The 25,421-nt window shown below is 41.8% G+C and carries 22 protein-coding genes, 1 tRNA gene and 1 other RNA gene; 16 read left to right on the forward strand and 8 right to left on the reverse strand.

Annotated features, from left to right (window positions below):
• Positions 1–249 precede the first annotated feature (249 nt).
• From NST85_RS01155 to NST85_RS01165, 3 genes are read left to right on the forward strand one after another with little or no spacing between them, the layout of a single operon-like run.
• Positions 250–1,593 carry an ABC transporter substrate-binding protein gene (locus NST85_RS01155; RefSeq protein WP_341188302.1) on the forward strand — a complete coding sequence of 448 codons (1,344 nt, stop codon included), beginning with the start codon at positions 250–252 and terminating at the stop codon, positions 1,591–1,593.
• A gap of 37 nt (positions 1,594–1,630) precedes the next feature.
• The gene (locus tag NST85_RS01160) at positions 1,631–2,569 is read left to right on the forward strand and encodes a carbohydrate ABC transporter permease (RefSeq protein WP_307400764.1); all 939 of its coding nucleotides are present in this window, start codon (positions 1,631–1,633) and stop codon (positions 2,567–2,569) included.
• Between the two features lie 6 nt (positions 2,570–2,575).
• Complete coding sequence (locus NST85_RS01165; protein ID WP_307400766.1) at positions 2,576–3,421, forward strand: carbohydrate ABC transporter permease; 846 nt, start codon at positions 2,576–2,578, stop codon at positions 3,419–3,421.
• Positions 3,422–3,531: 110 nt separating this feature from the next.
• Here NST85_RS01165 and ade read toward each other — a convergent pair whose 3' ends face one another.
• From ade to NST85_RS01180, 3 genes are all read right to left on the reverse strand, one after another.
• On the reverse strand, positions 3,532–5,328 hold the full coding sequence (gene ade / locus NST85_RS01170; RefSeq protein ID WP_341188303.1) for an adenine deaminase: 1,797 nt from the start codon (positions 5,326–5,328) through the stop codon (positions 3,532–3,534).
• A gap of 171 nt (positions 5,329–5,499) precedes the next feature.
• Positions 5,500–6,099 (reverse strand): ATP-dependent Clp endopeptidase proteolytic subunit ClpP, encoded by a 600-nt coding sequence (gene clpP, locus NST85_RS01175; RefSeq protein ID WP_127193227.1) that lies wholly within the window; start codon positions 6,097–6,099, stop codon positions 5,500–5,502.
• Positions 6,100–6,325: 226 nt separating this feature from the next.
• Positions 6,326–6,400: transfer RNA gene (locus NST85_RS01180), tRNA-Arg, on the reverse strand.
• 484 nt (positions 6,401–6,884) lie between these two features.
• On the opposite strand from NST85_RS01180, the gene NST85_RS01185 reads away from it, so the two are divergent.
• The 13 genes from NST85_RS01185 to NST85_RS01245 all read left to right on the forward strand — a co-directional run bounded on the left by NST85_RS01185 (position 6,885) and on the right by NST85_RS01245 (position 20,990).
• Complete coding sequence (locus tag NST85_RS01185) at positions 6,885–7,949, forward strand: sugar-binding transcriptional regulator (RefSeq protein WP_127193228.1); 1,065 nt, start codon at positions 6,885–6,887, stop codon at positions 7,947–7,949.
• Between the two features lie 96 nt (positions 7,950–8,045).
• Positions 8,046–9,056 (forward strand): type I glyceraldehyde-3-phosphate dehydrogenase, encoded by a 1,011-nt coding sequence (gene gap, locus NST85_RS01190; protein ID WP_127193229.1) that lies wholly within the window; start codon positions 8,046–8,048, stop codon positions 9,054–9,056.
• A 193-nt stretch (positions 9,057–9,249) separates the two neighbouring features.
• Positions 9,250–10,431 carry a phosphoglycerate kinase gene (locus NST85_RS01195; RefSeq protein WP_127193230.1) on the forward strand — a complete coding sequence of 394 codons (1,182 nt, stop codon included), beginning with the start codon at positions 9,250–9,252 and terminating at the stop codon, positions 10,429–10,431.
• A gap of 34 nt (positions 10,432–10,465) precedes the next feature.
• Positions 10,466–11,218, forward strand: coding sequence for a triose-phosphate isomerase (gene tpiA, locus NST85_RS01200; RefSeq protein WP_127193231.1), 753 nt, complete (start codon positions 10,466–10,468; stop codon positions 11,216–11,218).
• Position 11,219: 1 nt separating this feature from the next.
• Complete coding sequence (gpmI, locus tag NST85_RS01205; protein ID WP_341188304.1) at positions 11,220–12,767, forward strand: 2,3-bisphosphoglycerate-independent phosphoglycerate mutase; 1,548 nt, start codon at positions 11,220–11,222, stop codon at positions 12,765–12,767.
• 76 nt (positions 12,768–12,843) lie between these two features.
• Positions 12,844–14,133: a phosphopyruvate hydratase gene (eno, locus tag NST85_RS01210; RefSeq protein ID WP_127193233.1), complete on the forward strand. Its 1,290-nt coding sequence runs from the start codon at positions 12,844–12,846 to the stop codon at positions 14,131–14,133.
• Positions 14,134–14,388: 255 nt separating this feature from the next.
• Positions 14,389–14,622: a preprotein translocase subunit SecG gene (gene secG / locus NST85_RS01215; protein ID WP_127195012.1), complete on the forward strand. Its 234-nt coding sequence runs from the start codon at positions 14,389–14,391 to the stop codon at positions 14,620–14,622.
• A gap of 228 nt (positions 14,623–14,850) precedes the next feature.
• Positions 14,851–17,679, forward strand: coding sequence for a ribonuclease R (rnr, locus tag NST85_RS01220; protein WP_341191057.1), 2,829 nt, complete (start codon positions 14,851–14,853; stop codon positions 17,677–17,679).
• Positions 17,680–17,877: 198 nt separating this feature from the next.
• Positions 17,878–18,360, forward strand: a complete 483-nt coding sequence (smpB, locus tag NST85_RS01225) for an SsrA-binding protein SmpB (RefSeq protein ID WP_127195013.1) — start codon at positions 17,878–17,880, stop codon at positions 18,358–18,360.
• 145 nt (positions 18,361–18,505) lie between these two features.
• Positions 18,506–18,870, forward strand: a transfer-messenger RNA (tmRNA) gene (ssrA, locus tag NST85_RS01230).
• Positions 18,871–19,256: 386 nt separating this feature from the next.
• On the forward strand, positions 19,257–20,237 hold the full coding sequence (locus tag NST85_RS01235; protein ID WP_341188305.1) for a ParA family protein: 981 nt from the start codon (positions 19,257–19,259) through the stop codon (positions 20,235–20,237).
• Between the two features lie 10 nt (positions 20,238–20,247).
• The gene (locus NST85_RS01240; protein WP_341188306.1) at positions 20,248–20,682 is read left to right on the forward strand and encodes a hypothetical protein; all 435 of its coding nucleotides are present in this window, start codon (positions 20,248–20,250) and stop codon (positions 20,680–20,682) included.
• 176 nt (positions 20,683–20,858) lie between these two features.
• A complete protein-coding gene (locus NST85_RS01245; RefSeq protein ID WP_341188307.1) occupies positions 20,859–20,990 on the forward strand; it encodes a hypothetical protein in 132 nt (43 codons plus the stop codon).
• A 564-nt stretch (positions 20,991–21,554) separates the two neighbouring features.
• On the opposite strand, the gene NST85_RS01250 is transcribed toward NST85_RS01245, so the two are convergent.
• From NST85_RS01250 to NST85_RS01270, 5 genes are all read right to left on the reverse strand, one after another.
• Positions 21,555–21,683 carry an IS3 family transposase gene (locus NST85_RS01250; protein ID WP_341188308.1) on the reverse strand — a complete coding sequence of 43 codons (129 nt, stop codon included), beginning with the start codon at positions 21,681–21,683 and terminating at the stop codon, positions 21,555–21,557.
• Positions 21,652–21,822: a hypothetical protein gene (locus tag NST85_RS01255; RefSeq protein ID WP_341191187.1), complete on the reverse strand. Its 171-nt coding sequence runs from the start codon at positions 21,820–21,822 to the stop codon at positions 21,652–21,654. The genes NST85_RS01250 and NST85_RS01255 overlap by 32 nt, the downstream gene beginning before the upstream one ends.
• A 150-nt stretch (positions 21,823–21,972) precedes the next feature.
• Positions 21,973–23,151 (reverse strand): restriction endonuclease subunit S, encoded by a 1,179-nt coding sequence (locus NST85_RS01260; RefSeq protein WP_341188309.1) that lies wholly within the window; start codon positions 23,149–23,151, stop codon positions 21,973–21,975.
• 3 nt (positions 23,152–23,154) lie between these two features.
• Positions 23,155–24,708, reverse strand: coding sequence for a type I restriction-modification system subunit M (locus tag NST85_RS01265; RefSeq protein WP_341188310.1), 1,554 nt, complete (start codon positions 24,706–24,708; stop codon positions 23,155–23,157).
• A gap of 2 nt (positions 24,709–24,710) precedes the next feature.
• Positions 24,711–25,307: a restriction endonuclease subunit S gene (locus NST85_RS01270; RefSeq protein WP_341188311.1), complete on the reverse strand. Its 597-nt coding sequence runs from the start codon at positions 25,305–25,307 to the stop codon at positions 24,711–24,713.
• Between the last annotated feature and the right edge of the window lie 114 nt (positions 25,308–25,421).

The raw sequence follows: 25,421 nt of genomic DNA on the forward strand, positions 1-25,421 counted from the left end.
TTTCACCTCTGATGTAATGTAAAGGCTTACAATGTTGAGTATACCAGATTGAATTAATACTATAGTAAGCTATTTCGCAGATAACTTGAACAACTGTAATAATGATTCATTTCACAACAATAGGATACCTTTTCTTGAATAAGCGTGTTTTTTGATACCTTTTTCTAAGATTAGCTCCCTTAAAAACGGTGGAATTGGGGCTTATAATTAAAAGCGCTTACATTAAATGTAGTCAAAGGAGAATGAACGATGAAAAGAAGAAAAATAGGGGCATTATTCTTTGTGACTGTATTGATTCTTACACTTTTTAGTGCCTGCTCCACGGGAAATAAAGAAGCTACTGGAAAAAATAACACGACCGGTGGAACAGTTAGTTCAGATGAGAAAATAACCTTGCGATTTAGTTGGTGGGGTGGAGAGGATCGTCATGCTGCCACCATAGCTGCTATTGAAGCTTATAAGCAGATTGCGCCAAACGTAACGATTGAAGCGGAGTATCAGGGCTTTGATGGCTACGAACAGAAAATTAAGACTCAATTGGCGGGTGGTACCTCAGCAGATATAATGCAGCTTGATCTGCCTTGGCTGCAGGAATTAACAAGTAAAGGAGATTTCTTTCTTGATCTAGGCAACAGTTCGGAATTCGACGCTGCAGGCTTTGATCAGGATTTCCTGAATAATTTCGGTGTGTACAATGACCAGCTTGTTGCAGTACCTACTGGGGTAAATTCTTATTGCATGATTATAAATAAAACCCTTGCAGATAAATTGGGAATTCAAACCGACGTAGAGTGGGATTGGGATTCTATTTATGAGGCAGGAAAGAAGTTACATGAGGAAGATAGCTCTAAATATCTTTTGCTCGCGGACCACGCAGCTTTACGCCAGGATATCGTAACCATGTTGAAGCAACGCACAGGTGCACAATGGGTTAATGAAGATTATACAGTTGGATTTAGCAAGGAAGATGCCGTAGCAAGCTTTGAGTGGCTTCATAAAGCCATGGAAGCAGGGGTTTACCAGCCTATTGGTGAAAGTGATCTCTTCTTCGGTAAGATCGATCAAAATCCGAAGTGGATCAATCAGGAAATTCCAATGGCACCATCGATGAGTAGTACGTTGCTCTCACTTAAGAACGTTTTACCTGATGGTGTTGAGATAGTTACGAGTCTTCCCGTCATTGCTAAGGATGCCAAGGACACGGGGGTGCTGGTAAGACCTTCACAACTTTTTGCAATCAGCAATAAAAGCAAGCATCAGGAAGAGGCCTCCAAGTTCTTAAGTTGGTTCATGAATGATAAAGAGGCTGCCGCTATTCTGGGTGATGTTCGGTCCGTTCCACCGGTTAAATCTTCACAAGAGGCGGCTGTAGCAGCTGGGAAAATTGATGCTGCGATTACGAACGCGGTAGAGCTTGGTCTCAGTCATGCAGGAATCGTGGATAATAGTGTAGCCAACAATTCTGAAGTACAAAAGGTACTGGAAGACATCATTCAGAAGGTAAGCTATGGGAAATCGACACCTGAGGAAGCTGCGGATGAGCTTATAGCCAGCTTAACTTCCAAGCTTAAAGAAATTAAAGACAGAAAATAAAAATAGATTCTTGTGATAGGAAGGGAGAGAGTCCGCTATGTCTGTATCTCATTCGTTAGTAGGCAAGACGCAGAAAAGCATGAAGAAAAAAATAAAAGCTAAGAAAAACTATCAGTACATCGGACTGCTATACATTGCACCATGGATTATAGGTTTGCTAATCTTTCAGTTCTATCCGTTTCTGTCATCACTGTATTACTCATTTACGGATTATAACATGGTGAGCTCGGCAAAATTTATAGGTTGGGATAATTATAAGAGAATTTTCACGGCTGATCCTGACTTCTACCAGTCGCTAAAGGTGACGGGAATTTATGTTCTTCTCGCGGTTCCGGTAAAGCTTGCCTTTGCCCTGTTCATAGCTGTACTGCTCAGTGCGAAACTGAAGGGAATCAATTTCTTCAGAACGGTCTATTATCTTCCCTCCATTCTTGGAGGAAGTGTAGCTATTTCTGTATTATGGCGCTTCCTCTTTATGAAGGAAGGGGTTATCAATAATATGCTGGGCTATCTTAACATAGGGCCTGTTGATTGGCTTGGTAGCCCAGATGTGGCTCTGTATACGTTAGGCCTACTGACGGTGTGGCAATTTGGTTCATCTATGGTGTTGTTCTTAGCGGGAATTCAACAGATTCCTAATGATTTGTACGAAGCTGGTTCCATTGACGGAGCATCTAAATTTCGTATGTTCTTTAAGATCACGGTGCCGTTACTTACACCTATTGTATTGTTTAATCTGGTCATGCAGATGGTCAATGCTTTTCAAGAGTTTACCGGGGCGTTCGTCATTACAAATGGTGGGCCAATGAAATCAACCTATTTATACGCTTTGAAGCTATATGAAGAAGCCTTTACGTTCTTCAAAATGGGTTACGCCTCTGCCTTGTCATGGATTCTGTTCCTCATCATCATGGTGGTAACCGCCATCATCTTCAAAACATCCAATAGCTGGGTATACTATGAGGACGGGAGATAATAAATCATGAGAGAATCAAACAGCAAGACTGACTCACTACTTAGATATGCTTTTCTGATTATTCTCGGCCTTGTGATGGTCTACCCGCTCATCTGGTTGTTTACTTCATCGTTTAAGACTAATGCAGATATTTTCGGGTCGAGTAAGTTACTTCCAAGCACCTATGTATGGGATTCTTATGTTCTTGGTTGGCAAGGGACAGGACAGTATGGCTTTCAGGACTTTTTTATTAATACATTGAAATTGGTCATACCTACTGTTGTATTTACAATTATTTCGAGCGTTATAGTGGCATACGGCTTTGCGAGATTTAATTTTCCATTTAAAACGATGTTGTTCTCTATCATGATCGCTACATTAATGTTACCCAACGCATCGATCATGATCCCGCGGTATATTTTATTTAACAAAATGAACTGGCTGGATACGTATTTACCGTTTATTATACCAGCAGCATTTGCAACTGGCGCCTTCTTCGTTTATATGATGATTCAGTTTATTCGGGGACTGCCTGTAGACTTGGATGAAGCTGCAACCATCGATGGCTGTAATTCATTTTCAGTGTTGACTCGGGTGTTGCTCCCCTTGTGTAAACCAGCCCTCTTCTCCGTGGGAATATTTCAGTTCATGTGGACCTGGAACGACTTTTTTAACTCTATTATTTACATCAGTAGCGTTAAGAAGTTTACCGTATCACTGGGGCTGCGGCTATCGCTTGATGCATCGTCAGCAGTATCATGGAACCAGGTGCTTGCGATGTCTGTAGTCAGCGTACTACCTTGCATATTGTTGTTCTTCTTTGCACAGAAGTACTTCGTTGAGGGTATTTCTACTACAGGACTAAAGGGGTAACAATGTTTGAATCTTGAACAACACCAGACTATCATATAGAAATAAACAAGCCCGGGGTAACCAACCCGGGCTTGTTGTTATGGATGGGGCAATTTCTTGTCTTGATTCCGCTATTCCGTAATTTCGACAGGAATCAGTTTGAACTGTGTTACATCAACGAGTCCGCGATTGGATATACGAATCTCTGGAATGACCGGAAGAGCAACCAGCGAGAAGGTCATAAACGGTGCATTCAAAGGACAACCAAGTGTTTTCCAAGCCGCTTCGAGTTCACTAACCTGCTGAACGACGGTTTCTAGCGGTTGATCAGACATGAGACCTGCGATAGCCATAGGTACCGCTGCTAGAACTTCGCCATCAAGGACGACGATCATACCGCCACCTTGCTTCGCCAATTCATTGGCTGCAACGGCCATATCATCAGGATTTGTACCCATCACGAGCAAGTTGTGACTATCGTGGGCTACGGTGGAGGCAACGGCTCCCCGCTTAAGCTTGAAGCCTCTAACGAAAGCTAGCGAGATGTCTCCTGTTCCTTGATGGCGTTCGATGCAGGCTAGTTGAATCACATCACCCTCAAGGTCGGGTTGAATGATTCCATTGGACACTTGTAACTTAGCGGTTGTTTTGGCTGTGCGAGCACTGTTCTCGATAACATCAATAACTTGGACAGTAGTCTCGTCAAGGCTACTAACGCTTGTGAGCAGAAAGTCTTGCGATTCTAACGGCCGTGCCAAATGGACAGAACTTTTTGCTTTAGCGGGGTAGTCATAGACTGGAAATTCGACTTTGAGTTCTCCGCTATCATATACAACAGTACCATCTGCGATGACGGTTGATGGCTCCATACGGTGAAGATCGTCGATCAACAAGATATCAGCGCATTTACCAGGGGCTATGCCGCCAATATCGCCGTCTAACTTGAAATAACGCGCGGTATTGATACTTCCCATTTGAATAGCAGTTACAGGGTCAACGCCTTCCTCGATTGTTCGGCGCACAACATGATTGAGATGACCTTTCTCTACCAGCGTTTGAGGGTAGGTATCATCTGTAACAAGCAGGATATTATCAGTGCGTACATGATCCTCGGTCACGACTTTAATTACCTCTTTGACGTCCCTCCAAGCTGATCCCTCGCGTACCATGAGGTGCATTCCTAAGCGGAGTTTGAGTAGGCCTTGTTCTTTGGTTACTGTTTCGTGGCAAGAACTTGCACCAGAGGCGATATAAGCTTGTAGCATGGGCTCATCTTCAGCTGGGAAGTGTCCGGTTACGGTTTTGCCTGCACGCAGGGTAGCTTCGATTTCTCCAGCCATCTTGGGATCACCAAAGACTACCCCGGGGAAGTTCATCACTTCGCCAAGACCTTCAACGCCATCCCATGTCATTCCTTCGGCGATATCGGATACTTCTAGCGTGGCGCCTGCATCTTCCAAGTCGTCCGTTGCGGGAACACAGGAAGGGAATGTTGTGTATACCTTAAGTGGCAGACCCTGTCCTTCTTCGTGCATCCATTTGACACCCTCTGTTCCGAATACGTTAGCGATTTCATGGGGGTCCATGAATATCCCCGTTGTACCTTTGGCTAACGCTGCTTTGGCGAATTCGGTCACGGTTAGCATCGTACTCTCAACATGCATATGTCCGTCTAATAGACCTGGGCTAATGAAGCGTCCAGAAGCGTCAATGACGGTAGTGTTATCACCTATAGTGTGAGAAGCATCTCCGACATAAGCAATTCTTCCTTGTGCTATCGCTACGTCCATTTGGCTCAGTAGCTCACCTGTATAAACATTGACTAACGTTCCGTTCTTGATAACGAGATCAGCTTTGCTTTTCCCTGTAGCTACATCAGATAATGTTCGGCTGACGTCATATAATGGTTTTCTTTTCTTTCCATTCATAGTATGAGGGCTCCTTATGGATAAGCTGAACTGATATTTTGTTTAGTCCATCTTATGTAGAAATGTATTTTAATATTATAATATAACGCTAAAAACCCTATGATTCAACAAAAGGCTGTCTCTCAAACAGAGTAATGACCCTGTTTGGGAGACAGCCTTAGATTATGTTTCTTATGCGCCTTGTGGCGGAGTGATCTTCTCGATAACTTTGTCTACGAGTCCGTATTCCGTCGCTTCAGCAGCACTCATGAAGTAGTCGCGATCTGTATCCTTCTCGATACGTTCCAACGGCTGTCCTGTACGCTCAGCTAAGATATGATTCAACTTGTCGCGCATCTTGAGGATGCGACGTGCACGAATTTCGATATCCGACGCTTGACCTTCGGCTCCACCTAGTGGCTGGTGAATCATAATTTCACTATTTGGTAGCGCATAACGTTTACCTGGTGCCCCTGCATTCAATAAGAAAGCTCCCATGGAAGCGGCGAGTCCCACGCAGATCGTGGATACATCGGACTTAATGAACTGCATCGTATCAAAGATAGCCATCCCGGATGTGATAGATCCACCTGGACTGTTGATGTAGAGACTAATATCTTTGCCCGGATCTTCTGCATCCAGAAATAACATCTGAGCGATAATGGAGTTAGCGACGACGTCATTGACCTGGGAGCCGAGGAATATGATTCGGTCTTTAAGCAGTCTAGAATAAATGTCGTAGGCGCGCTCCCCGCGATTACTTTGTTCGACGACCATTGGAATATAACTCACCGATTAAAACCTCCTTAAATTTGGATGAAGCATCGCAGGCCCGGTTACAATACGGAATATCTCCTGTAGCACTCTCCATCAAGTATTGAATTAGTCACATCAATCTCATATTAGACGGAATCGATTGATATTATCCTCATAATAAACAAATTAAAACAGAAAGTCAAAGATAGTCAAACTACTTGTAAAAAAAATCCCCTCAGCGGGGTTGTTTTATTAAATATAATGGCGCGCCCGCGAGGAATCGGACCTCGATCTCAGGCTTCGGAGGCCTGCGTCATATCCATTGGACCACGGGCGCACATTTAGAGTAGCAAAAATGATTATATGATATTGAATTGAAAATTGCAAGCAAGATCTATCAAAACTGCCAGAGTAGACTAGGAGCAGAGTGATGGTTCATTTGTTGAATTTATGTTTATATGATGGGGGACGCAAGAAAGTGTAGAATTAAACCAGCAAGACGTGAAAATTTTTAACCTTTAATTTTGTGACGAATAGAGGCAAGAAGTGCCTTAATTATAGTAATAAAATAGAAAAAGTGATGTGTTATGGGAAAAGTTCAGCGCGAGAAGAGGCCTTCGCAGAGGGCTGAATTTCACGCTTTTATGGTGCCGGCTTTATTCACGCGTATAAGAGGAAAGAAGTTTGGAGATTATACGGACGTCAGACTTGCAAGAGAGAGAAAAATTGGTTAGAATGTTAGTGGGACTTAAAAAGTTAACCCGGGACGTTTTGAGACCAAGGAGAAACGAGAGAAGACGAAGCTTGCAGGAGTTGAAGGCATGCGTAACATTTTGGAAATGCAACAGCAGCTTCTTCCTGATCTCATGGAAATTCTCAAGAAAAGGTACACCATACTTCACCAGATCATGTTATCCGACGTAATTGGCCGTAGAACCTTGGCAACCTCACTGAACATGACGGAACGTGTGTTGCGTGCTGAAACGGATCTCCTGAAGGCTCAGGGCCTGATTGAAATTGAGAATATAGGCATGAGAATCAGCGATTCGGGCAGGATACTGCTGGAGAATCTGGAGCCAGTAGTGAAGGACATCTTTGGTCTGGCCAATTTGGAAGAGAAGATCCGTAAGGTCTATGGACTGAGGAAAGTAGTGGTTATTCCCGGTGACTGTGAGACTTCTCCGCTCACGAAACGGGAGCTTGGACGTGCTGGTGCTAAAGCACTTTTGCGTGTGATGCAAGATGGTGACGTGGTTGCGGTCACTGGTGGATCTACAATGGCAGAAGTCGCAGAGCAACTAACCCCACCCGCTAATGTAGTGCTGAAGCAAAGCTGGTTCGTGCCAGCAAGAGGCGGACTCGGCGAAAGTCTAGAGATTCAGGCCAACACGATTGCTTCTGGAATGGCTAAGAGACTTGGCGCAGGTTATAGTCTGTTGCATGTACCTGATTTATTAGGTAAAGAAGCTTATCAGTCGCTGGTACACGACCCCAATATCCACGATATTGTGGCTATGATTCGTAAAGCACGGATTGTGGTACATGGCGTGGGAGACGCTATGGAAATGGCGCGACGCCGTAAGATGGAACCTCCGATGGTCACAGAGTTGCAGAAGGAAGGCGCTTTGGCGGAATCATTCGGTTATTATTTTAACGAAGAAGGCGTCGTTGTTCACAAAATGCTGACTTTGGGACTTCGCTTGGAAGACATCATGAAGACTGACATCGTCATTGGAATCGCAGGTGGCAAGAGTAAAGCGAAAGCCATACATGCGGTGCTGAAGTTCGGGAATGAGAGTATTCTTGTTACGGATGAGGCGGCGGCGTTGGAAATCGTATGTGAACTGGAGAAGAAAGACAGACAGCAAGAGCACAGAATCATTTAAATAATGTAATGAGTTTGATAACTACCGTTTACTCACGGCGGCCTATTCGGTCTGTCTTGAATAATAAAAAAAACGAACATTGGGAGGAACTATTCAATGAGTATTAAAGTTGGTATTAACGGTTTCGGACGTATTGGTCGACTAGCTTTCCGTCGTATTCAAAACGTGGAAGGTATTGAAGTAGTAGCTATTAATGACCTGACAGACGCTAAAATGTTGGCTCATTTGTTGAAATATGATACAACTCAAGGCACATTCCAAGGCGATGTTGAAGTTCATGACGGCTTCTTCAAAGTAAACGGTAAGGATGTAAAAGTTCTAGCTAACCGCAATCCTGAAGAATTGCCATGGGGCGAGCTTGGTGTAGATATCGTTCTTGAGTGCACAGGTTTCTTCACAACTAAAGAAGCTGCTGAGAAACACATCAAAGCAGGCGCTAAAAAAGTTGTTATCTCCGCACCAGCTACAGGCGACATGAAGACTGTTGTTTACAACGTCAACCATGACATCCTTGATGGTACTGAAACAGTTATCTCCGGTGCTTCTTGCACAACTAACTGCCTAGCTCCAATGGCAAAAGTTCTTCAAGATCAATTCGGAATCGTTGAAGGTTTGATGACAACAATTCACGCTTACACTGGCGACCAAAATACATTGGATGCTCCACACGCTAAAGGTGACTTCAGACGTGCTCGTGCAGCAGCTGAGAACATCATTCCTAACACTACTGGTGCTGCAAAAGCAATCGGTCTTGTTATCCCTGAGTTGAAAGGCAAACTTGACGGTGCAGCTCAACGTGTTCCTGTAGCTACAGGTTCTTTGACTGAGTTGGTTACTGTTCTTGAGAAGAATGTAACTGTTGATGAAATCAATGCAGCTATGAAAGCCGCTTCTGATTCCGAAACATTTGGATACACTGAAGATGAAATCGTATCTTCAGACATTAAAGGAATCACTTTTGGTTCCCTGTTTGATGCAACTCAAACTAAAGTATTGACTGTTGGCGACAAACAATTGGTTAAAACAGTTGCTTGGTATGACAATGAAATGTCCTACACAGCTCAATTGATTCGTACTTTGGAATTGTTTGCAAAAATCGCTAAGTAATATTTCTCAAACCAAACATGATCATCAAAGAGGAGCGACCTTCCCAAAGGACTCCTCTTTGGTTCATGATTGAAACGATGTACAAATAGCTTCTAATAGCTTTAAATCGACATTCACACACACAAATATTCAATATATAGAGATAAAGTTTCGCTTAGGAGAACATAAATAGCACTTTAGGAGGAACGTGGGGATGAACAAGAAAAGTGTACGTGATGTAGAAGTAACCGGAAAACGCGTATTTGTCCGCGTTGATTTCAATGTACCGATGCAAGATGGAGCAATCACGGATGATACCCGTATTCGCGAAACACTTCCAACGATCAAGTATTTGATCGAAAATGGCGCAAAGGTTATTCTAGCGAGCCACATGGGACGTCCAAAAGGCGCAGTTGTTGAATCAATGCGTTTGACACCAGCAGCAGAACGTTTATCCGAATTGCTCGGTAAACCTGTAGCTAAAGCTGACGAAGCAATCGGCGAAGAAGCAAAAGCGAAAGTAGCAGCTTTGAACAACGGCGATGTGCTCGTGCTTGAAAACGTACGTTTCTATCCTGGTGAAGAGAAAAATGATCCAGAACTAGCTAAACAATTCGCAGAACTAGCTGACTTGTTCGTGAACGATGCCTTTGGCGCCGCTCACCGTGCGCATGCTTCGACTGAAGGTATTGCTCATCACTTGCCAGCAGTATCCGGTCTCCTTATGGAGAAAGAATTGTCTGTTCTTGGCAAAGCTTTGTCTACCCCTGAACGTCCTTTCACTGCTATCATTGGTGGTTCAAAGGTTAAGGACAAGATCGATGTTATCGACAACTTGCTTAACATTGCTGACAATGTGTTGATTGGTGGAGGTCTTGCTTACACGTTCTACAAAGCTCAAGGACTTGAAATCGGTCAATCATTGCTTGATGATACCAAGCTTGATGCAGCTCTTGGATTCATCGAAAAGGCAAAAAAATTGGGTAAGAACTTTGTTCTTCCTGTTGACGTTGTTATTGCCGATGATTTCAGCGCGCAAGCTAATCACAGAGAAGTTGATGTAGATAGCATTCCTGCAGATTGGGAAGGCGTAGACATCGGACCTAAAACTCGTGCTATGTATGCAGAAATTATTAAGAATTCGAAATTGGTTGTTTGGAATGGACCAATGGGCGTATTCGAAATTGATATTTTCGCAAATGGTACTCTTGAAGTAGCTAAAGCTTGTGCTACAACAGAAGGTTATACGATTATCGGCGGCGGCGATTCAGCAGCAGCAGCAGAGAAATTCAACTTGGCTGATCAAATGGATCACATTTCCACAGGCGGAGGAGCTTCTCTGGAATTCATGGAAGGTAAGGCACTTCCAGGCGTAGAGGCTTTGAACGACAAGTAAGAATATTATTGTGAACCTAGAAGGAGTGTACCGCATGAGAACACCTATTATTGCAGGAAACTGGAAGATGTTCAAAACCGTTTCCGAAGCTAAAGCTTTCTTCGAAGCAGTGAAGGGAGCTGCGGAAGTTGACGGCGTTGAGGCAGTCATTTGCGCACCATTCACTAACCTTCCAGCTTTGGTTGAAGCAGCAAAAGGAACGTCGATCAAAATTGGCGCTCAAAACCTGCACTTCGAAGATGAAGGTGCATTCACCGGAGAAATTAGCGGGGGGATGCTGAAAGAACTAGGCGTGGACTATGTTATCATTGGTCATTCCGAGCGTCGTGCTTACTTTGGCGAAACGGATGAGATTGTAAACAAAAAAGTTCATGCTGCATTCAAACACGGTTTGACTCCGATCCCATGCGTGGGTGAGAAGCTCGAAGAACGTGAAGCAGGTCAAACGAAGGATGTCGTGAAAGTACAAACAGAAGCGGCTCTTCAAGGTTTGTCAGCTGAACAAGCAGCTCAAGTAGTTATTGCTTACGAACCTATCTGGGCAATTGGTACAGGTAAATCTTCTACTTCGCAAGATGCGAATGAAGTTATTGCTTATATCCGTAGTCTCGTTAAAGATTTGTATGGCAATGATGTGGCTGAGAAAGTTCGCATTCAATACGGCGGTAGTGTTAAACCTGAGAATGTGAAAGAGTATATGGGACAAAGCGACATCGACGGTGCGCTTGTTGGTGGAGCTAGTCTACAACCTGTTTCCTATACGCAGTTGGTTGAGGGGGCAAAGTAAGATGGCAACTCCGAAACCTGTAGCATTGATCATTATGGACGGATTTGGACTTCGGAATACAGTGGAAGGTAATGCAGTAGCACAGGCCAACAAGCCGAACTATGACCGTTACTTGAAGCAGTATCCGAACACTACTTTGACCGCTTGCGGCGAAGCAGTAGGTCTTCCAGAAGGTCAAATGGGTAACTCCGAAGTTGGGCACTTGAACATTGGCGCTGGCCGGATCGTATATCAGGATCTCACTCGGATCTCCAAATCGATTCGCGATGGGGAGTTCTACGAGAACAAAACTCTCGTTGAAGCCGTTCGTAGTGCGAAGAACCGCGGCAAGAAGCTTCATTTGTATGGATTGCTGTCTGATGGCGGCGTTCACAGTCATATTGAGCACTTGTTCGCAATGCTTGATCTGGCGAAGAAGGAAGGATTGAACGATGTATATATCCATGCCTTCCTGGATGGCCGCGACGTGGCTCCAGATAGTGCAAAGGGATTCATCGAACGACTTATTGCCAAGATTGAAGAAGTAGGCGTAGGCCAAATTGCCACGGTACAAGGTCGTTACTATGCTATGGACCGTGACAAACGTTGGGAGCGCGTCGAGAAATCGTACCGCGCGATGGTATACGGCGAAGGCCCTAGATATACTGATCCAATTGTGGCTGTTACAGAATCGTACGAGAAATCGATATTTGACGAATTCGTAATGCCAACTGTTATCGTTGATGGACACGACCAACCGATTGCATTAGTTGAGTCTGGTGATTCGGTAGTATTCCTTAACTTCCGTCCTGACCGTGCTATTCAATTGTCGAACGTGTTCACTAATAAAGACTTCCATGGCTTTGATCGTGGACCTAAATTCCCACAAAACTTACATTTCGTCTGCTTGACTCTATTCGCAGAGACAGTTGATGGTTATGTAGCTTACGAGCCTAAGAACCTGGATAACACATTTGGTGAAGTCCTTGTACAAAATGGCAAAAAGCAGCTTCGGATTGCAGAGACCGAGAAATATCCACACGTTACCTTCTTCTTCAGTGGTGGACGTGATGTCGAGCTTCCGGGTGAGACGCGGATATTGATTAATTCACCAAAGGTTGCTACGTATGACCTGCAACCTGAGATGAGTGCTTATGAAGTGGCTGCAGCTTGCGTGAAGGAGATTGAAGCAGATAACCATGATGCTATCATTCTTAACTTTGCGAACCCGGACATGGTAGGTCATTCCGGTATGCTTGAGCCAACAATGAAAGCAGTTGAAGTAACCGATGAATGTGTTGGTATGGTTGTAGACGCTGTAACTGCTAAGGGCGGAGTTGTTATCATTATCGCTGATCACGGTAATGCTGACATGGTATTCGATGAGAATGGCCGTCCATTTACTGCACATACGACTAACCCAGTTCCATTTATCTTGACGGACGAGAACGTTGTGCTTCGCGAAAGCGGAATTCTTGCCGACGTGGCTCCAACACTTCTTGATTTGATGGGATTACCAAAACCCGCTGAAATGACTGGTGTATCTATGATTGCCAGCCGTAAAGCGTAATATTTAACACTTTTCACTCAAACAAACTTAGCTAAGTTAACTCACAAAATAATGACCATAAAAGGAGACTATACAAATGACAATTATTTCTGACGTATATGCTCGCGAAGTCCTTGACTCTCGCGGTAACCCAACTGTAGAAGTTGAAGTATATCTGGAGTCCGGCGCAATCGGACGCGCAATCGTTCCTTCCGGTGCATCTACCGGTGCCCATGAAGCGGTTGAACTTCGTGATGGCGATAAAGCCCGTTACCTTGGAAAAGGCGTACTTAAAGCTGTTGAGAACGTAAATGAGCTAATCGCTCCTGAAGTTATTGGTATGGACGCACTTGACCAAGTGGGCATCGATAAATTGATGATCGCTTTGGACGGTACACATAACAAAGGTAAATTGGGTGCGAACGCAATCCTTGCTGTGTCCATGGCAGTAGCTCGCGCAGCTGCAGACGCTTTGGATCTTCCGTTGTATGTATACCTTGGCGGATTCAACGCTAAAGTTCTTCCAGTACCAATGATGAACATCATCAACGGTGGTGAGCATGCTGACAACAATATCGACGTTCAAGAGTTCATGGTTCTTCCTGTAGGAGCTCCAAGCTTCAAAGAAGCTCTTCGTATTGGAGCAGAAATCTTCCACAACTTGAAATCCGTACTCAGTTCTAAAGGTTTGAACACAGCTGTAGGTGACGAAGGTGGTTTCGCGCCGAACCTTGGTTCGAATGAAGAAGCAATCACTACAATCATCGAGGCTATCGAAAAAGCTGGTTACAAACCAGGTGTTGACGTATTCTTGGGTATGGACGTTGCTTCCACTGAGTTCTACAAAGACGGTAAATACACACTTGCTGGCGAAGGTAAATCTTACACTTCCGCTGAGTATGTTGACCTTCTTGCTTCATGGGTTGAAAAATACCCAATCATTACAATCGAAGACGGTATGTCCGAAGACGACTGGGATGGTTGGAAATTGCTTACTGAAAAATTGGGCGACAAAGTCCAATTGGTTGGTGACGACTTGTTCGTTACAAACACTGAGCGTCTTGCAACAGGTATCGAAAAAGGTATCGGTAACTCCATCTTGGTTAAGGTTAACCAAATTGGTACATTGACTGAAACTTTCGATGCTATCGAAATGGCTAAACGCGCTGGTTACACAGCAGTTATCTCTCACCGTTCAGGTGAATCCGAAGATAGCACTATCGCTGACATTGCAGTTGCGACTAACGCTGGTCAAATCAAAACGGGTGCTCCTTCCCGTACAGACCGTGTTGCTAAATACAACCAATTGCTTCGCATCGAAGACCAATTGGGAGAACTTGCTCAATACAACGGCTTGAAATCTTTCTACAACTTGAAACGTTCTTAATTAGAACGGTTTAATCAGAACCCGGTCGCTTAGGTGACCGGGTTTTTTCTTATACATATGACGTTTTTTTGGGTGAAAATGGATTTTTGGTGACGATAAAGAAGAGGTAATTACGCGAAATATCCTTCAAATTATAGGAAGCATGTTGTTATTCCTTGGTAGGCATGGTACAATAATAGTGCTGTTTTTGAATAGTTTAATCATTGTTTGTGTAATCAATAGATTGAGTAAGTTCCGTCTTAGGAGGTGGATTGAATGGATATCTTTTTGAAAGTGTTGCTCATTATTTTCTCTATCGGTCTAATTGCGGTTGTTCTACTGCAGAAAGGGAAGAGCGCGGGTCTTTCCGGTGCCATCTCCGGAGGGGCGGAACATCTTTTCGGTAAATCAAAAGCTCGCGGCATGGAACTCGTTTTGGAACGAGTAACAGTTGGTCTTGCGTCGGGATTCTTTATTTTGTCGATCGTTGTTGCGGTCGTATTGAAGTAGGCTAATAAGTAAAGCTCTCGTTTCCTTTAAGGAACGGGGGCTTTTTTGTTTTAGTTTTTTGTGGGTAATAAGAAAAATGGGCGCTGATAAGGCGACGTCATTTTGTCTGAAACGGATGTACTTAGTGAATTTCGTGTATACTAGTGGTATATGGGAAGGTTATTCGTGGAAATTATTTAATTGAAAAAATATATACTGGCTTGGGAACAAGTCGGCAGAGGTGAGATCATGATTAAGGAAACCGAACTATTGTCCTTTATGCGGGAGACCGCTTATAAACCAATGACGTATCAAGAGCTAGAACAACATTTTCAAATTTCTGATGCTGTGGAATTTAAGGAATTTCTTAAGTTACTTACACGTTTGGAGCAGGAAGGTCAGATTATTCTGACGAGAACGGAGCGCTATGGAGTGCCTGAGCGAATGGACCTGGTACGTGGGCGCTTGCAAGTACATGCTAAGGGGTTTGCATTTCTAATTCCCGAGGATAAAGAGCATCCTGATGTTTATGTGCATGCGAACGACTTGAAGAGTGCTATGAATGGGGATACGGTATTAGTCCGCGTTAGTTCGAAGAGTGCCGGAGGCGGTAAGCTCGAAGGTGAAGTTGTTCGAATTGTTAATCGGGCAGTGACTCAGATTGTGGGTGTGTTTCAGAATCAAGAATCGTTTGGTTTTGTTGTGCCAGATGATAAGCGAATCAATCGGGATATTCTTATTCCGAAGGAGGCTTTTCTAGGTGCTGTGACCGGTGATAAAGTCGTTGTACGCATTGTACAGTATCCTGAAGGCCGTGCTGCGGCTCAAGGTGAAGTTATTGAGATCCTAGGTCATAAGGATGACCCAGGTGTTGATATTCTATCTATTATTCGTAAGCATCAGTTGCCGGAAGCTTTTCCGGAAGAGGTAATGGAAGAGGCGCTTGCTGCACCTGATGTGATTGAAGAGGCAGAGATTGTCGAGTCGGGACGGCGTGATCTTCGTGATAAGGTCATTGTGACTATCGATGGTGAAGATGCGAAGGATCTAGATGATGCGGTCCATATTGAGAAATTACCGAATGGGAATACCATTCTGGGTGTTCATATCGCTGACGTTGGTTATTATGTTCGGGAGAAGTCGGAGTTAGATCAAGAGGCTTACAACCGTGGTTGTAGTGTTTATTTAGTGGATCGCGTTATACCGATGCTTCCGCATAGATTGTCTAACGGAATATGTTCTTTGAATCCGCAGGTCAATCGTTTCACGTTGTCTTGTGAGATGGAATTCGACGAAGATATGAAGATCGTGAATCATGATATCTTTTCGAGTGTGATTCGGACAAAGGAACGGATGACGTATACTAATGTCCGCAAAATTGTGCAAGATGAGGATCCCGAGGTTACTGAACGATATGGCGATCTAGTTGATATGTTCAAAGAGATGAAGGAGCTGGCATTGAGACTACGCGGGAACCGGATGCGCCGCGGAGCTGTCGATTTTGATTTCGAGGAATCGAAGGTGATCGTGGACGAGAATGGTAAAGCGATAGATATCGTGAAACGTGAACGGTCGATAGCGGAGCAGATCATTGAAGAATTTATGTTAGCAGCCAACGAAACCGTAGCAGAGCATTTCCACTGGCTTAAAGTGCCTTTCATATACCGGATTCACGAGGACCCAGATCAAGAGAAGCTGATGAACTTTATGGCATTCGCAGCTAATTTTGGACATAAGGTAAAAGGCGGAAAAGGCGACAAGGTACACCCACGCGCACTTCAGAAGTTATTGGAGGATATCCAAGGTACGAAGGAACAAACGGTTATTAGCACTATGATGTTACGTTCGATGAAACAGGCGAAATATGATGCGGAGAGCACGGGACATTTTGGTCTTGCAGCGGAGTTCTATACTCACTTCACATCCCCTATTCGTCGATATCCAGATCTGATTATCCACCGTGTGATTCGTGAGGTAATTGAGAACAAAGGTGTGCTAAGTCAGAAACGGCAGGAATATCTAGCTAGTCGTATGGGAGATATTGCGAAACAATCTTCTGAGCGGGAGCGGGTTGCCGTGGAAGCAGAGCGCGATACCGAGCAGCTTAAGAAGGCGGAGTTCATGCTGGATAAGGTCGGCGAGGAATTTACCGGCATAATCAGCAGTGTAACGAGCTTTGGTATGTTCATTGAGCTGGATAATACGGTCGAAGGTTTGATTCGTCTTAGTGCCATGACCGATGATTATTACCATTTCCATGAACAACATATGGCGCTCGTAGGCGAGCGTACTTCGAAGATTTATCGGATCGGCGATGAAGTGAAGATACGTGTCGCTCGTGTAAATATGGATGATCATACGATTGATTTCGAAATGCTCGATATGAAGCCGCGTCGTCGTGAGGACGGACCACATGGCGGTGGCAACGTACGTGGTGGTTTTGCTAGCGGGCGTCCTGGTGGTGGGAAGTCTGGAAAAGGCGGTGCCAGAGATGGCAAGTCAGAAGCCAAGGGTGGCAAGGCCGGTAAATATGGCAAAGCTGACCGAGGGGGCAAACCTGGCATTAGCAGTAAGAGCAAAGGGAAGAAGTTCGATAAGGCAATGACGGATGGAAAAGGCGGCAAATTCAGCAAGGCTGGACCTGATGGCAAAAGCGGTAAGCCAGGTAAAGCACGGGCTGGCAGACCTGATGGTATAGTAGGAGCGGTAGCTGAAGGCGGAGTAGATGTTAAGAGCGGAGCGCCAACTGGCGGCGGTAAGCGCGGCAAGCGGAGCGGGGCCGGCAAAGGTAGAGCGACAGAGTCTGCGGCGCCAGCGGTGAGCTTTGGTTTTGGTTCGGGCAAGGGCGGTTACGCCCCAGGACCGGCATCACTTAGCAGAAACGGTAACACCCCTCCGGGTGGCAGTGGTGAGAATCGGCGCAAGAAGAAGACGTCGCCGAGCGGGATCTTTATCGGCGGTGGCGGTAGCCCCGTCGGGGGTGAAACACCACCAGTGCGCAAGAAGCGCAAGGGTGGTAAGGGTAAAGGTGGCGGTGGCAACGAGCCATCCGTGTTCGTACCTAAGGATAAAGCCTAAAGATAAGTAGGACCATCGGGAGAGGTTGTGTGATTGAGTTCTTCTCATCACACAACCTCTCGTCTTTGGATGGCCGGTCCCAGGAATCGTAATCAGTGCGCGTATTCCTTGATTTTGCATGACTAAGTTTGGTACAATAAGTCTCTGATATGCTGGAGCGTAACGCTCGGTGAAGGATCGTTTACGAGGAGGATGAACATGGCGAAGAAGAATGATGGTAATAAGGTATTGGCACAGAACAAGAAAGCTTCCCATGACTACTTTATCGAAGACACCTTTGAAGCAGGCATGGTGCTGACAGGTACGGAGATCAAATCGATCCGTAACGCGAGAGCTAATATTGGTGATGCTTTTGCGACTATACGGAATGGTGAGATCCACATCCATAATATGCACATCAGTCCGTTCGAGCAGGGTAACCGGAGTAATCCGAGTGATCCAACTCGTACGCGTAAACTGCTAATGCACAAGGCACAGATCCACAAGTTGCTTGGTTTGTCCAAGCAAGAAGGATATTCCATCGTACCGCTTAAGATTTATATCCGTAATGGTTATGCCAAGCTATTATTAGGTCTTGGTAAAGGGAAGAAACAGTACGATAAGCGTGAAACTGCTGCTAAACGGGATGCTCAGCGCGATATTCAACGTGTGTTGCGTGAGAAGCAAAAAGTGGCTCGATAGGTTGAAACTGAGCTGAACAGCTTAGATTGCCTCATTTTCCAGTAAGTCTACAAGCATTAAGGTTTGAAAATGTGGTATACTAATTCATGTAAGAAACAGATCATCTTGCTTGATGATCCGACTAATCCTACACCCTTTTTATTTAGGGGGCGTTTATGGATTCGACGGGGGTAGTTCGAGCAGGGGTAGCGGGTAGTGGGGACGCGTCCACTTTATCAACGCTAAAGCCTATTAAATGGCAAACAACAAACAAACTACGCTTTAGCAGCCTAAGAAACTGTTGGCGTGCTTCTACCTAGCATCGTCCATGTGACTAGGATAGGGGCTAACATATAGTGGAATACGCTGTCTCATCTCCGCCTGCGGTGAGCTGAAGAAGATAATCAGGCTGACCCAACGTATAGCCGGTTACGGGGCGATACTCGGGTGACATCAAAACCGTGACTACACCCGTAGACACCTTTGTGGCGTTGCCTTCGGACAGGGGTTCGACTCCCCTCGCCTCCATCCTGAAAACCCGCTCTTTGAGCGGGTTTTTGTCATTTTTAAAGACAAAATTGTAGACCAAATGTAGACATTATATAATTGAGGCTCTGTATTTAGTATATATTGTAGACATAATGTCTACAGATGAGAAGAAGTTAATTGTGAAGCATTCTTGACCCCGAGAATTGTGCCATTCTTTTTAATAGCTGTAGTATTATGATGTGAACCTTCATATACTTTCGCCCAGTCTTTATCACGATCAATTGGAATAGGAGCCTTTATTTATTTTTATTTAAGCTGTAGACAGAGAGTCTAGAGTTAAATGTATATAACTAATAGAGGTTTTATAGCACTACTGTAGAATATATACATAGTACATATTTTTCGTCTAATCTCAAGGGGGAGTTACTTTGTCTAAAAAAATATTTTTTGGGAATTATAAAGGCGGCGTTGCAAAAACAACAACAGTTTTTGAATTGGGTGCTCTTTTAGCTGAAAGACATAATAAAACAGTATTGCTGATTGACTTAGACCCTCAGTGCTCTCTAAGCAAAATATGTGCTAAGACGAGTAATGTTAAACTAGCTCAACTAAACGTAGAAGAAACACTCAATTTTGCTATAGAGTTATACAGTGAATATGTAAATATCTCTACAAAATTAGACTTTCTTGAAGATAAGGTTAATACAAATTTTGAAACAGTTAAGGCTTCTATTAAGAATATAGCTAACTATTCTAAAAGAGGTGGAAGACTAGACTATATTCCAACGGTTTTGGATATGAAGAATAGTAGGTTGAACGATATATCCGATAGGCTCTCAGAAAAGGCAATGAATGTTATGATTGTTGCAAAGTTTTTGAATGATATAGATAAAAACAATGAATATGATTATATACTATTTGATTGTCCCCCGACTAGCAATATTCTCATTCAAAGTGTATTTTTAGCAAGTGACTACTATTTAATACCTACTGTCGGCGATGAGATAAGTAGTGATGGTGTAGCAGATTATATAACTGAAATTGAAAGTACTTATTTAAAGTACGCGTATGATAATAATGTAGGGGGGCTTTTGCTAAAAAAATATTTTGGGCAAAAACCTGAGCTAATAGGTGTTTTAGAAACTATTTATAAGTCACGCAGACCTTCGCCAGCTAATCTGAATGTATTAGAAACTTTGGATAAGTCTATTACTGCTATAGGAGTAAAATCTAAAGTAACGGGCACAATATATGTAGCTGAAAATAGAAATCATATTTTTAAAGCGTTTATAAGACATCTAGATAATCGCTCCAATCCAAATAACTATGGCATTCCAATTACCATTAGTAATGGAGAAATACACGATGAATATGTTCAGGTTGCGGAAGCCTTGGTAAATTTAGTATAAGGAGTAAATTATGAGCAAGAGAAAACATGAAATAATTCAAGCAGTTTTGACGCTTTACAAAGATATGTATAACGTTAGAGAAATATTTAGAAATTCTTACTTTAAATATACACCTGAAGAGGTTATAAAGGAATTTGAAGAACTCTTAATTAAACAAGAGTCGTTACCCACAAATGATAAAACCGTTACGCTTAAAGATTCTATATTAGCTTTGAGCAATGAAGAGGATATGAAGAGGTTTTATTTAGAGAACTTAGTGTATGATCATAGCGATATAAACGCGAAAGAGGAACGTCTGAAAACCTACTCAGTAGAAGAATATAAATATATGTACAATATTTTATACTCATCTCCACCCCGTTCTAATATAAGAAAGGGCGAACTGCTTAGTGCAATAGAAAAATATTTTGACTCTATTGATCGAGCAAAATCTATGATGCCATAGAAAAACTCTTGATTATTAGGAATGCTAAGAATGTAGCAGTAAGTTCATTCTTAGCATTTTTTCTTGTAATCACCTTTGTAAAACAAATGTTCGCTTGTTATTATATTTATATAATGCTTGCTTAATATTCGAATGACCAACCAGAATAGAAAGTGATGTAACTAGGAGGGCAAAAAATGAAAAAAAAGAACGGAAATACTCCATATAGTGTCGTGAGTATGTTTAGTGGTTATGGCGGAATGGATCTTGGATTTCATAAGGCTGAATACAAAAAAGCAATCCTTGAGTGCATAAAGACTTCATTATAAGAGTTTTCGTCAATTCGCTTATTGTCTAGTTTTATCCGGTTTATGGTAGTTTTTCTTGTTTCAACCCTTACGTCTACAACAATCGGACAGGAGATTTGCTCAATACAAAGAATTATTATTATGTGTTATTTCAATTCCTGCTACCGCTTCAATCTTTTTTATTCGATAAAATATTCAGTTCCAAATTTCTATCATTTAATAATTCATTTAATAACCAGATAAAAACTTGAGGACAACAGCTCGACTTCCCTCGCCTCCATACTGAAAACCCGCTGATATAGCGGATTTTTGTCATTTTTATGGTGGAATTGTAGACGAGAGGGTTATAAAAGGTTAATTTTGAGGATTCTTGAAGACCAATTGTCTACAGGTAATTAATCATTGCTGTGTGTGGGATTTGTTAAAGTTAACCATACTATAAGTAAATGAGGTTTTTTCAAAAAATAGAGACAGCACCTCTCCCATTAGTTATGAACTGTAACCTTATTTGTAGACAGTTTTGAAAAGGGGCCTTTGGTTAGGCAGCCAACAGGTGACTTCTGAGTTCATCAGGAGTCATCTGTTTTAATGTCCACTGGTAACGTCCTTATTGTAATATTCCATATAGTCATTTACTCGAACACTTAATTCCTGAATGGTCGTGCACGCTTTATACTCTAACTCATCCTTCATATGACCGAAGAATGTCTCCATCGAGGTTTGGGGTTTGTCCCTCTTTATAGGCCTTAACTGCTCTAAGTTTAAACTTAGCTGAATACGTAATACTCTTCTCCGTCACGTTCTCGACATTTGGATTCCCCTCTAGCTGTTTAATCTCATTTTCGTTGAACATCCTTGAATCACCTCTCGTATTATTCATGAGTTCTTCCAGAGTTTTGTTTCAATAGTTCGATTAAAACACAAATGACCCGTAAGAGGGTCACTTTCTTCAAAGTTTCCATCTTACGGGTCACAGGTCAGTATAGAGAAAGTGCTGTTTTTGTTAAATGAACATTTGTTGCATGAAGGCTTGTTTTTGATAGACTAAAGAGTCTAACTTTTTCATCTCAAGTTTAATTTTTTTATCAAAAACTGTAAGAAATTCTGATATCCTCTTTTGCTCATTAATATGTGGGATTAAAACCTGAAATTTAGTCAAAGCGGTTTTTTGAATATTAGGTAATCCACTTCCTACCCTCAAATCCATGATTCTTTTTTGCATATATTTCAAATAGCTATATAAATAATATTTGTCTATACTAGTTTCATTTAAAATATTTATTGTATAAGAGTGTCCACCACTAAAAAATGGTTGATTGATAAAATTCACATAGCCACATGAATTTCCACCCTCAGAAATAATTATATTATCCTTTTGACGATTGAATTTATTTGTATATCCTGAAGGAGATACTCCTCCATTATATACAGGAAAAGGATTTTTATTATCATTTAATTTGGATAAACTGTCTTTATTTAATTGATTACCTTTTTCTATTAAAGAAATGTCACCTAAATTGGAGTAAGTCCATTCGGGAGAATTCGAATTGAATCTCAATTTCTGATTAAAAATATTTTGCATATAGCCTTTTTTCTGTTCTTTCAGCAATTCGGTTTTCTCTTGTTGAAGTTGGATTTTTTTATCGAAATGACTTATGAATTCAGCAATTCTTTCTTGTTCATTTTGACTAGGAATACTAATTTCAATAGAACTTAAAATAGATTGACTAATGTTAAAACGTGTACTACCACCCGCTTTGGAACTAATTTGGTTACGTACTTCAGGTGATTCTAGATTGAGCTTTAAAAAATATGGGTGATAATCAGCTTGTTTTTTTCCACGTATAACAAATCCACCAAATAAAGCAGACTCATCTTCATCTAAATAGACAGAACTTTTACCTACATCTTCTCTGGTCTCAGAGCTACGCAAAAATAATAAGTCTCCATATTCAACTTTGTTTGTTTTTTCAACTTTTTCAGAAACAGATACAGAACCGATAATATCGTTATATTTTACAAAATTATTATTTAAAATATCTAATACGTTAATGAATTTTCGTCCATGTCCATAACTGTCTTTCTCAGCATTAATGCCATTATTAAATGACATCAAGCTATTTAGTTTAATGATTTTCCAATCTTCTGTGAAGTATTTGAATCTAACTTTAGGTGAATTCATCCTTTATACCCCTAACTCTTTAAAGTACTTCTGTAACTCACGATCCACTTCAGTAATTTCCTCATCAATTTCTGTCAGACGTTGTGCAACTGCATGTAAATCAATCGATTCTTCTTCTTCAAATGTATCGACGTAGCGAGGGATGTTTAAGTTATAGTCGTTCTCTTTGATTTCCTCCAATGTTGCTGCATATGAATACTTATCAATTGTTTCACGGCTTAGGAATATCGCAATAATTTTTTCAACATGTTCATCGGATAATAGGTTTTGATTTTTCCCTTTTTCAAAATCATTCGATGCATCAATGAATAATACATTATCATCGTTTTTACGACATTTTTTGAATACTAAAATACATGTGGGAATGCTTGTTCCGTAGAAAATGTTTGCTGGTAATCCGATTACTGCATCTAAGTAATTTTTTTCTTCGATTAGATACTTTCGGATTGTTGCTTCTGCTGCGCCACGGAATAGAACACCGTGTGGTAATACGACAGCCATTGTCCCATTATCATCTAATTGATGAATAAAGTGCTGAATGAAGGCAAAATCTGCTTTTGATTTTGGCGCAAGCTTTGCATAGGCACTAAAACGCTCATCTTCCTTGAACTTATCATCTGCGCTCCATTTTGCTGAATATGGAGGATTCGCAACAATCGCTTCAAATCGTTGGTCGATATGTTGAGGATCTGCTAATGTATCCGCATTACGAATATCAAAGCGTTGGTATGGAATGTCATGCAGCAACATGTTCATGCGAGCTAAGTTATATGTTGTTGATACTTTTTCTTGACCGTAATATTTGTACACTTTCGCAGCTTTACCAACATGCAGTAGCAATGAACCTGAACCGCAAGTACCATCATATACGTCACGAATTTCAGTTTTCTCAGCAGTGACGATTTTCGCTAAGATTTTCGATACTTGTTGTGGTGTATAGAATTCGCCAGCTTTCTTCCCAGCATTTGCTGCGAATTGAGAAATCATATATTCATAAGCATCACCTAAAATATCGATTTCTACATCGTCTTGTAAAAATGGAATGTCTGCAATATTGATGATGACTTTACTAATTAAGTTCGTACGGTCTTTTACTGTACGACCTAAACGTGATGAAGTGAGATCCATATCATCAAATAGATTTTGGAAATCGTCTTGGCTGTTTGTTCCTAAAGTAGAAGATTCAATGGCCTTGACACCGTTTTGTAGCATTTCAACATCGAAGCTACCATTCGCTCCTTTTCCGATTTCTTCTAGGAAGTGAGAGAAAAGGAATTGTGGCTCTACGACATAACCTAATTCATCAATTAGGTACCCGGATAATTCCTCACGGTATTCTTCATTTTTCCATGCATCTGCAAATGAAATTTTATCTTCTTTTAGTAATACGTTTGCGCGTGCTTCTACTTTTTCCGAAAGGTAACGGTAGAAGATTAACCCTAAGATATAATCTTTAAATTCGCTGGCATCCATTTGACCACGCAAGTCATTTGCCATTGCCCATAATTTTTTATGCAGTTCAGCTTGTTGTTGACGTTGTTTTTCACTTGTTGTCATCGTTATTTCCTCCTGATGTTAATACTTTGAATTATTTTTTTTTTAATATACAGCTGCTGTAATTCACTTTTTTCAGCCATCAATGATTCTTTTTTCTTTTTAAGCTGAACGATTTTTCCTATAATAATTTGCTGTTGGATAGGTGGTAAGTCAATTTCTAAATCTTTTAAATGGGATAGTTTCAATAATGAAATGACTGTCCCTTCACTTAGTACCGTCAACTGTTTTTGAATAGTTGGATGTTCATTAAAGTACCATTCAAAAAAGGCATCATCTACATCACTTGTTAATTGAATTTTAATAAAGTTATTTGTTAACAATAACCCACTATACTTCTTTGGTAACAAGGCAACCTTTTGTGTATGCGTGTGTAGGATAAGACTGTTTGTGTCAGTTAGCAGTTGTGGTAGCAATTTTTCTTTCGGTACAGAAATTTCCACATTTTTTTCATTTGAAATTCGATAAGCTAAACCAAGTGTCTCGTTAAATTCCTTTAATGAAAGGGGTTTAACTTTTGCTGTTTCAATATCAGAAGATAAAGTTTCTAAGCGGTTTGTAAATGCACCTTGTGTAAATTCAGCAATTTGATATAGTTTCATTGCAAATCTCCCTGATATTTTTTAATATATCACATTATAAAAGTTAAATATAATTGATATTTCAAAAAATATCAATACTTTAATGGATGTTTATTTGATATTTTATAAAATAAC

Source organism: Paenibacillus sp. FSL K6-2524 (genome assembly GCF_038005525.1).
GTDB lineage: Bacteria > Bacillota > Bacilli > Paenibacillales > Paenibacillaceae > Fontibacillus > Fontibacillus anaericanus.

Coding starts and splice junctions, on each gene's coding strand:
- NST85_RS01155 (WP_341188302.1), top strand. CDS start 250: ATGAAAAGAAGAAAAATAGGGGCATTATTCTTTGTGACTGTATTGATT.
- NST85_RS01160 (WP_307400764.1), top strand. CDS start 1,631: ATGTCTGTATCTCATTCGTTAGTAGGCAAGACGCAGAAAAGCATGAAG.
- NST85_RS01165 (WP_307400766.1), top strand. CDS start 2,576: ATGAGAGAATCAAACAGCAAGACTGACTCACTACTTAGATATGCTTTT.
- ade (WP_341188303.1), bottom strand. CDS start 5,328: ATGAATGGAAAGAAAAGAAAACCATTATATGACGTCAGCCGAACATTA.
- NST85_RS01185 (WP_127193228.1), top strand. CDS start 6,885: ATGCGTAACATTTTGGAAATGCAACAGCAGCTTCTTCCTGATCTCATG.
- gap (WP_127193229.1), top strand. CDS start 8,046: ATGAGTATTAAAGTTGGTATTAACGGTTTCGGACGTATTGGTCGACTA.
- NST85_RS01195 (WP_127193230.1), top strand. CDS start 9,250: ATGAACAAGAAAAGTGTACGTGATGTAGAAGTAACCGGAAAACGCGTA.
- tpiA (WP_127193231.1), top strand. CDS start 10,466: ATGAGAACACCTATTATTGCAGGAAACTGGAAGATGTTCAAAACCGTT.
- gpmI (WP_341188304.1), top strand. CDS start 11,220: ATGGCAACTCCGAAACCTGTAGCATTGATCATTATGGACGGATTTGGA.
- eno (WP_127193233.1), top strand. CDS start 12,844: ATGACAATTATTTCTGACGTATATGCTCGCGAAGTCCTTGACTCTCGC.
- secG (WP_127195012.1), top strand. CDS start 14,389: ATGGATATCTTTTTGAAAGTGTTGCTCATTATTTTCTCTATCGGTCTA.
- rnr (WP_341191057.1), top strand. CDS start 14,851: ATGATTAAGGAAACCGAACTATTGTCCTTTATGCGGGAGACCGCTTAT.
- smpB (WP_127195013.1), top strand. CDS start 17,878: ATGGCGAAGAAGAATGATGGTAATAAGGTATTGGCACAGAACAAGAAA.
- NST85_RS01240 (WP_341188306.1), top strand. CDS start 20,248: ATGAGCAAGAGAAAACATGAAATAATTCAAGCAGTTTTGACGCTTTAC.
- NST85_RS01245 (WP_341188307.1), top strand. CDS start 20,859: ATGAAAAAAAAGAACGGAAATACTCCATATAGTGTCGTGAGTATGTTT.
- NST85_RS01250 (WP_341188308.1), bottom strand. CDS start 21,683: ATGGAGACATTCTTCGGTCATATGAAGGATGAGTTAGAGTATAAAGCG.
- NST85_RS01255 (WP_341191187.1), bottom strand. CDS start 21,822: ATGTTCAACGAAAATGAGATTAAACAGCTAGAGGGGAATCCAAATGTC.
- NST85_RS01260 (WP_341188309.1), bottom strand. CDS start 23,151: ATGAATTCACCTAAAGTTAGATTCAAATACTTCACAGAAGATTGGAAA.
- NST85_RS01265 (WP_341188310.1), bottom strand. CDS start 24,708: ATGACAACAAGTGAAAAACAACGTCAACAACAAGCTGAACTGCATAAA.
- NST85_RS01270 (WP_341188311.1), bottom strand. CDS start 25,307: ATGAAACTATATCAAATTGCTGAATTTACACAAGGTGCATTTACAAAC.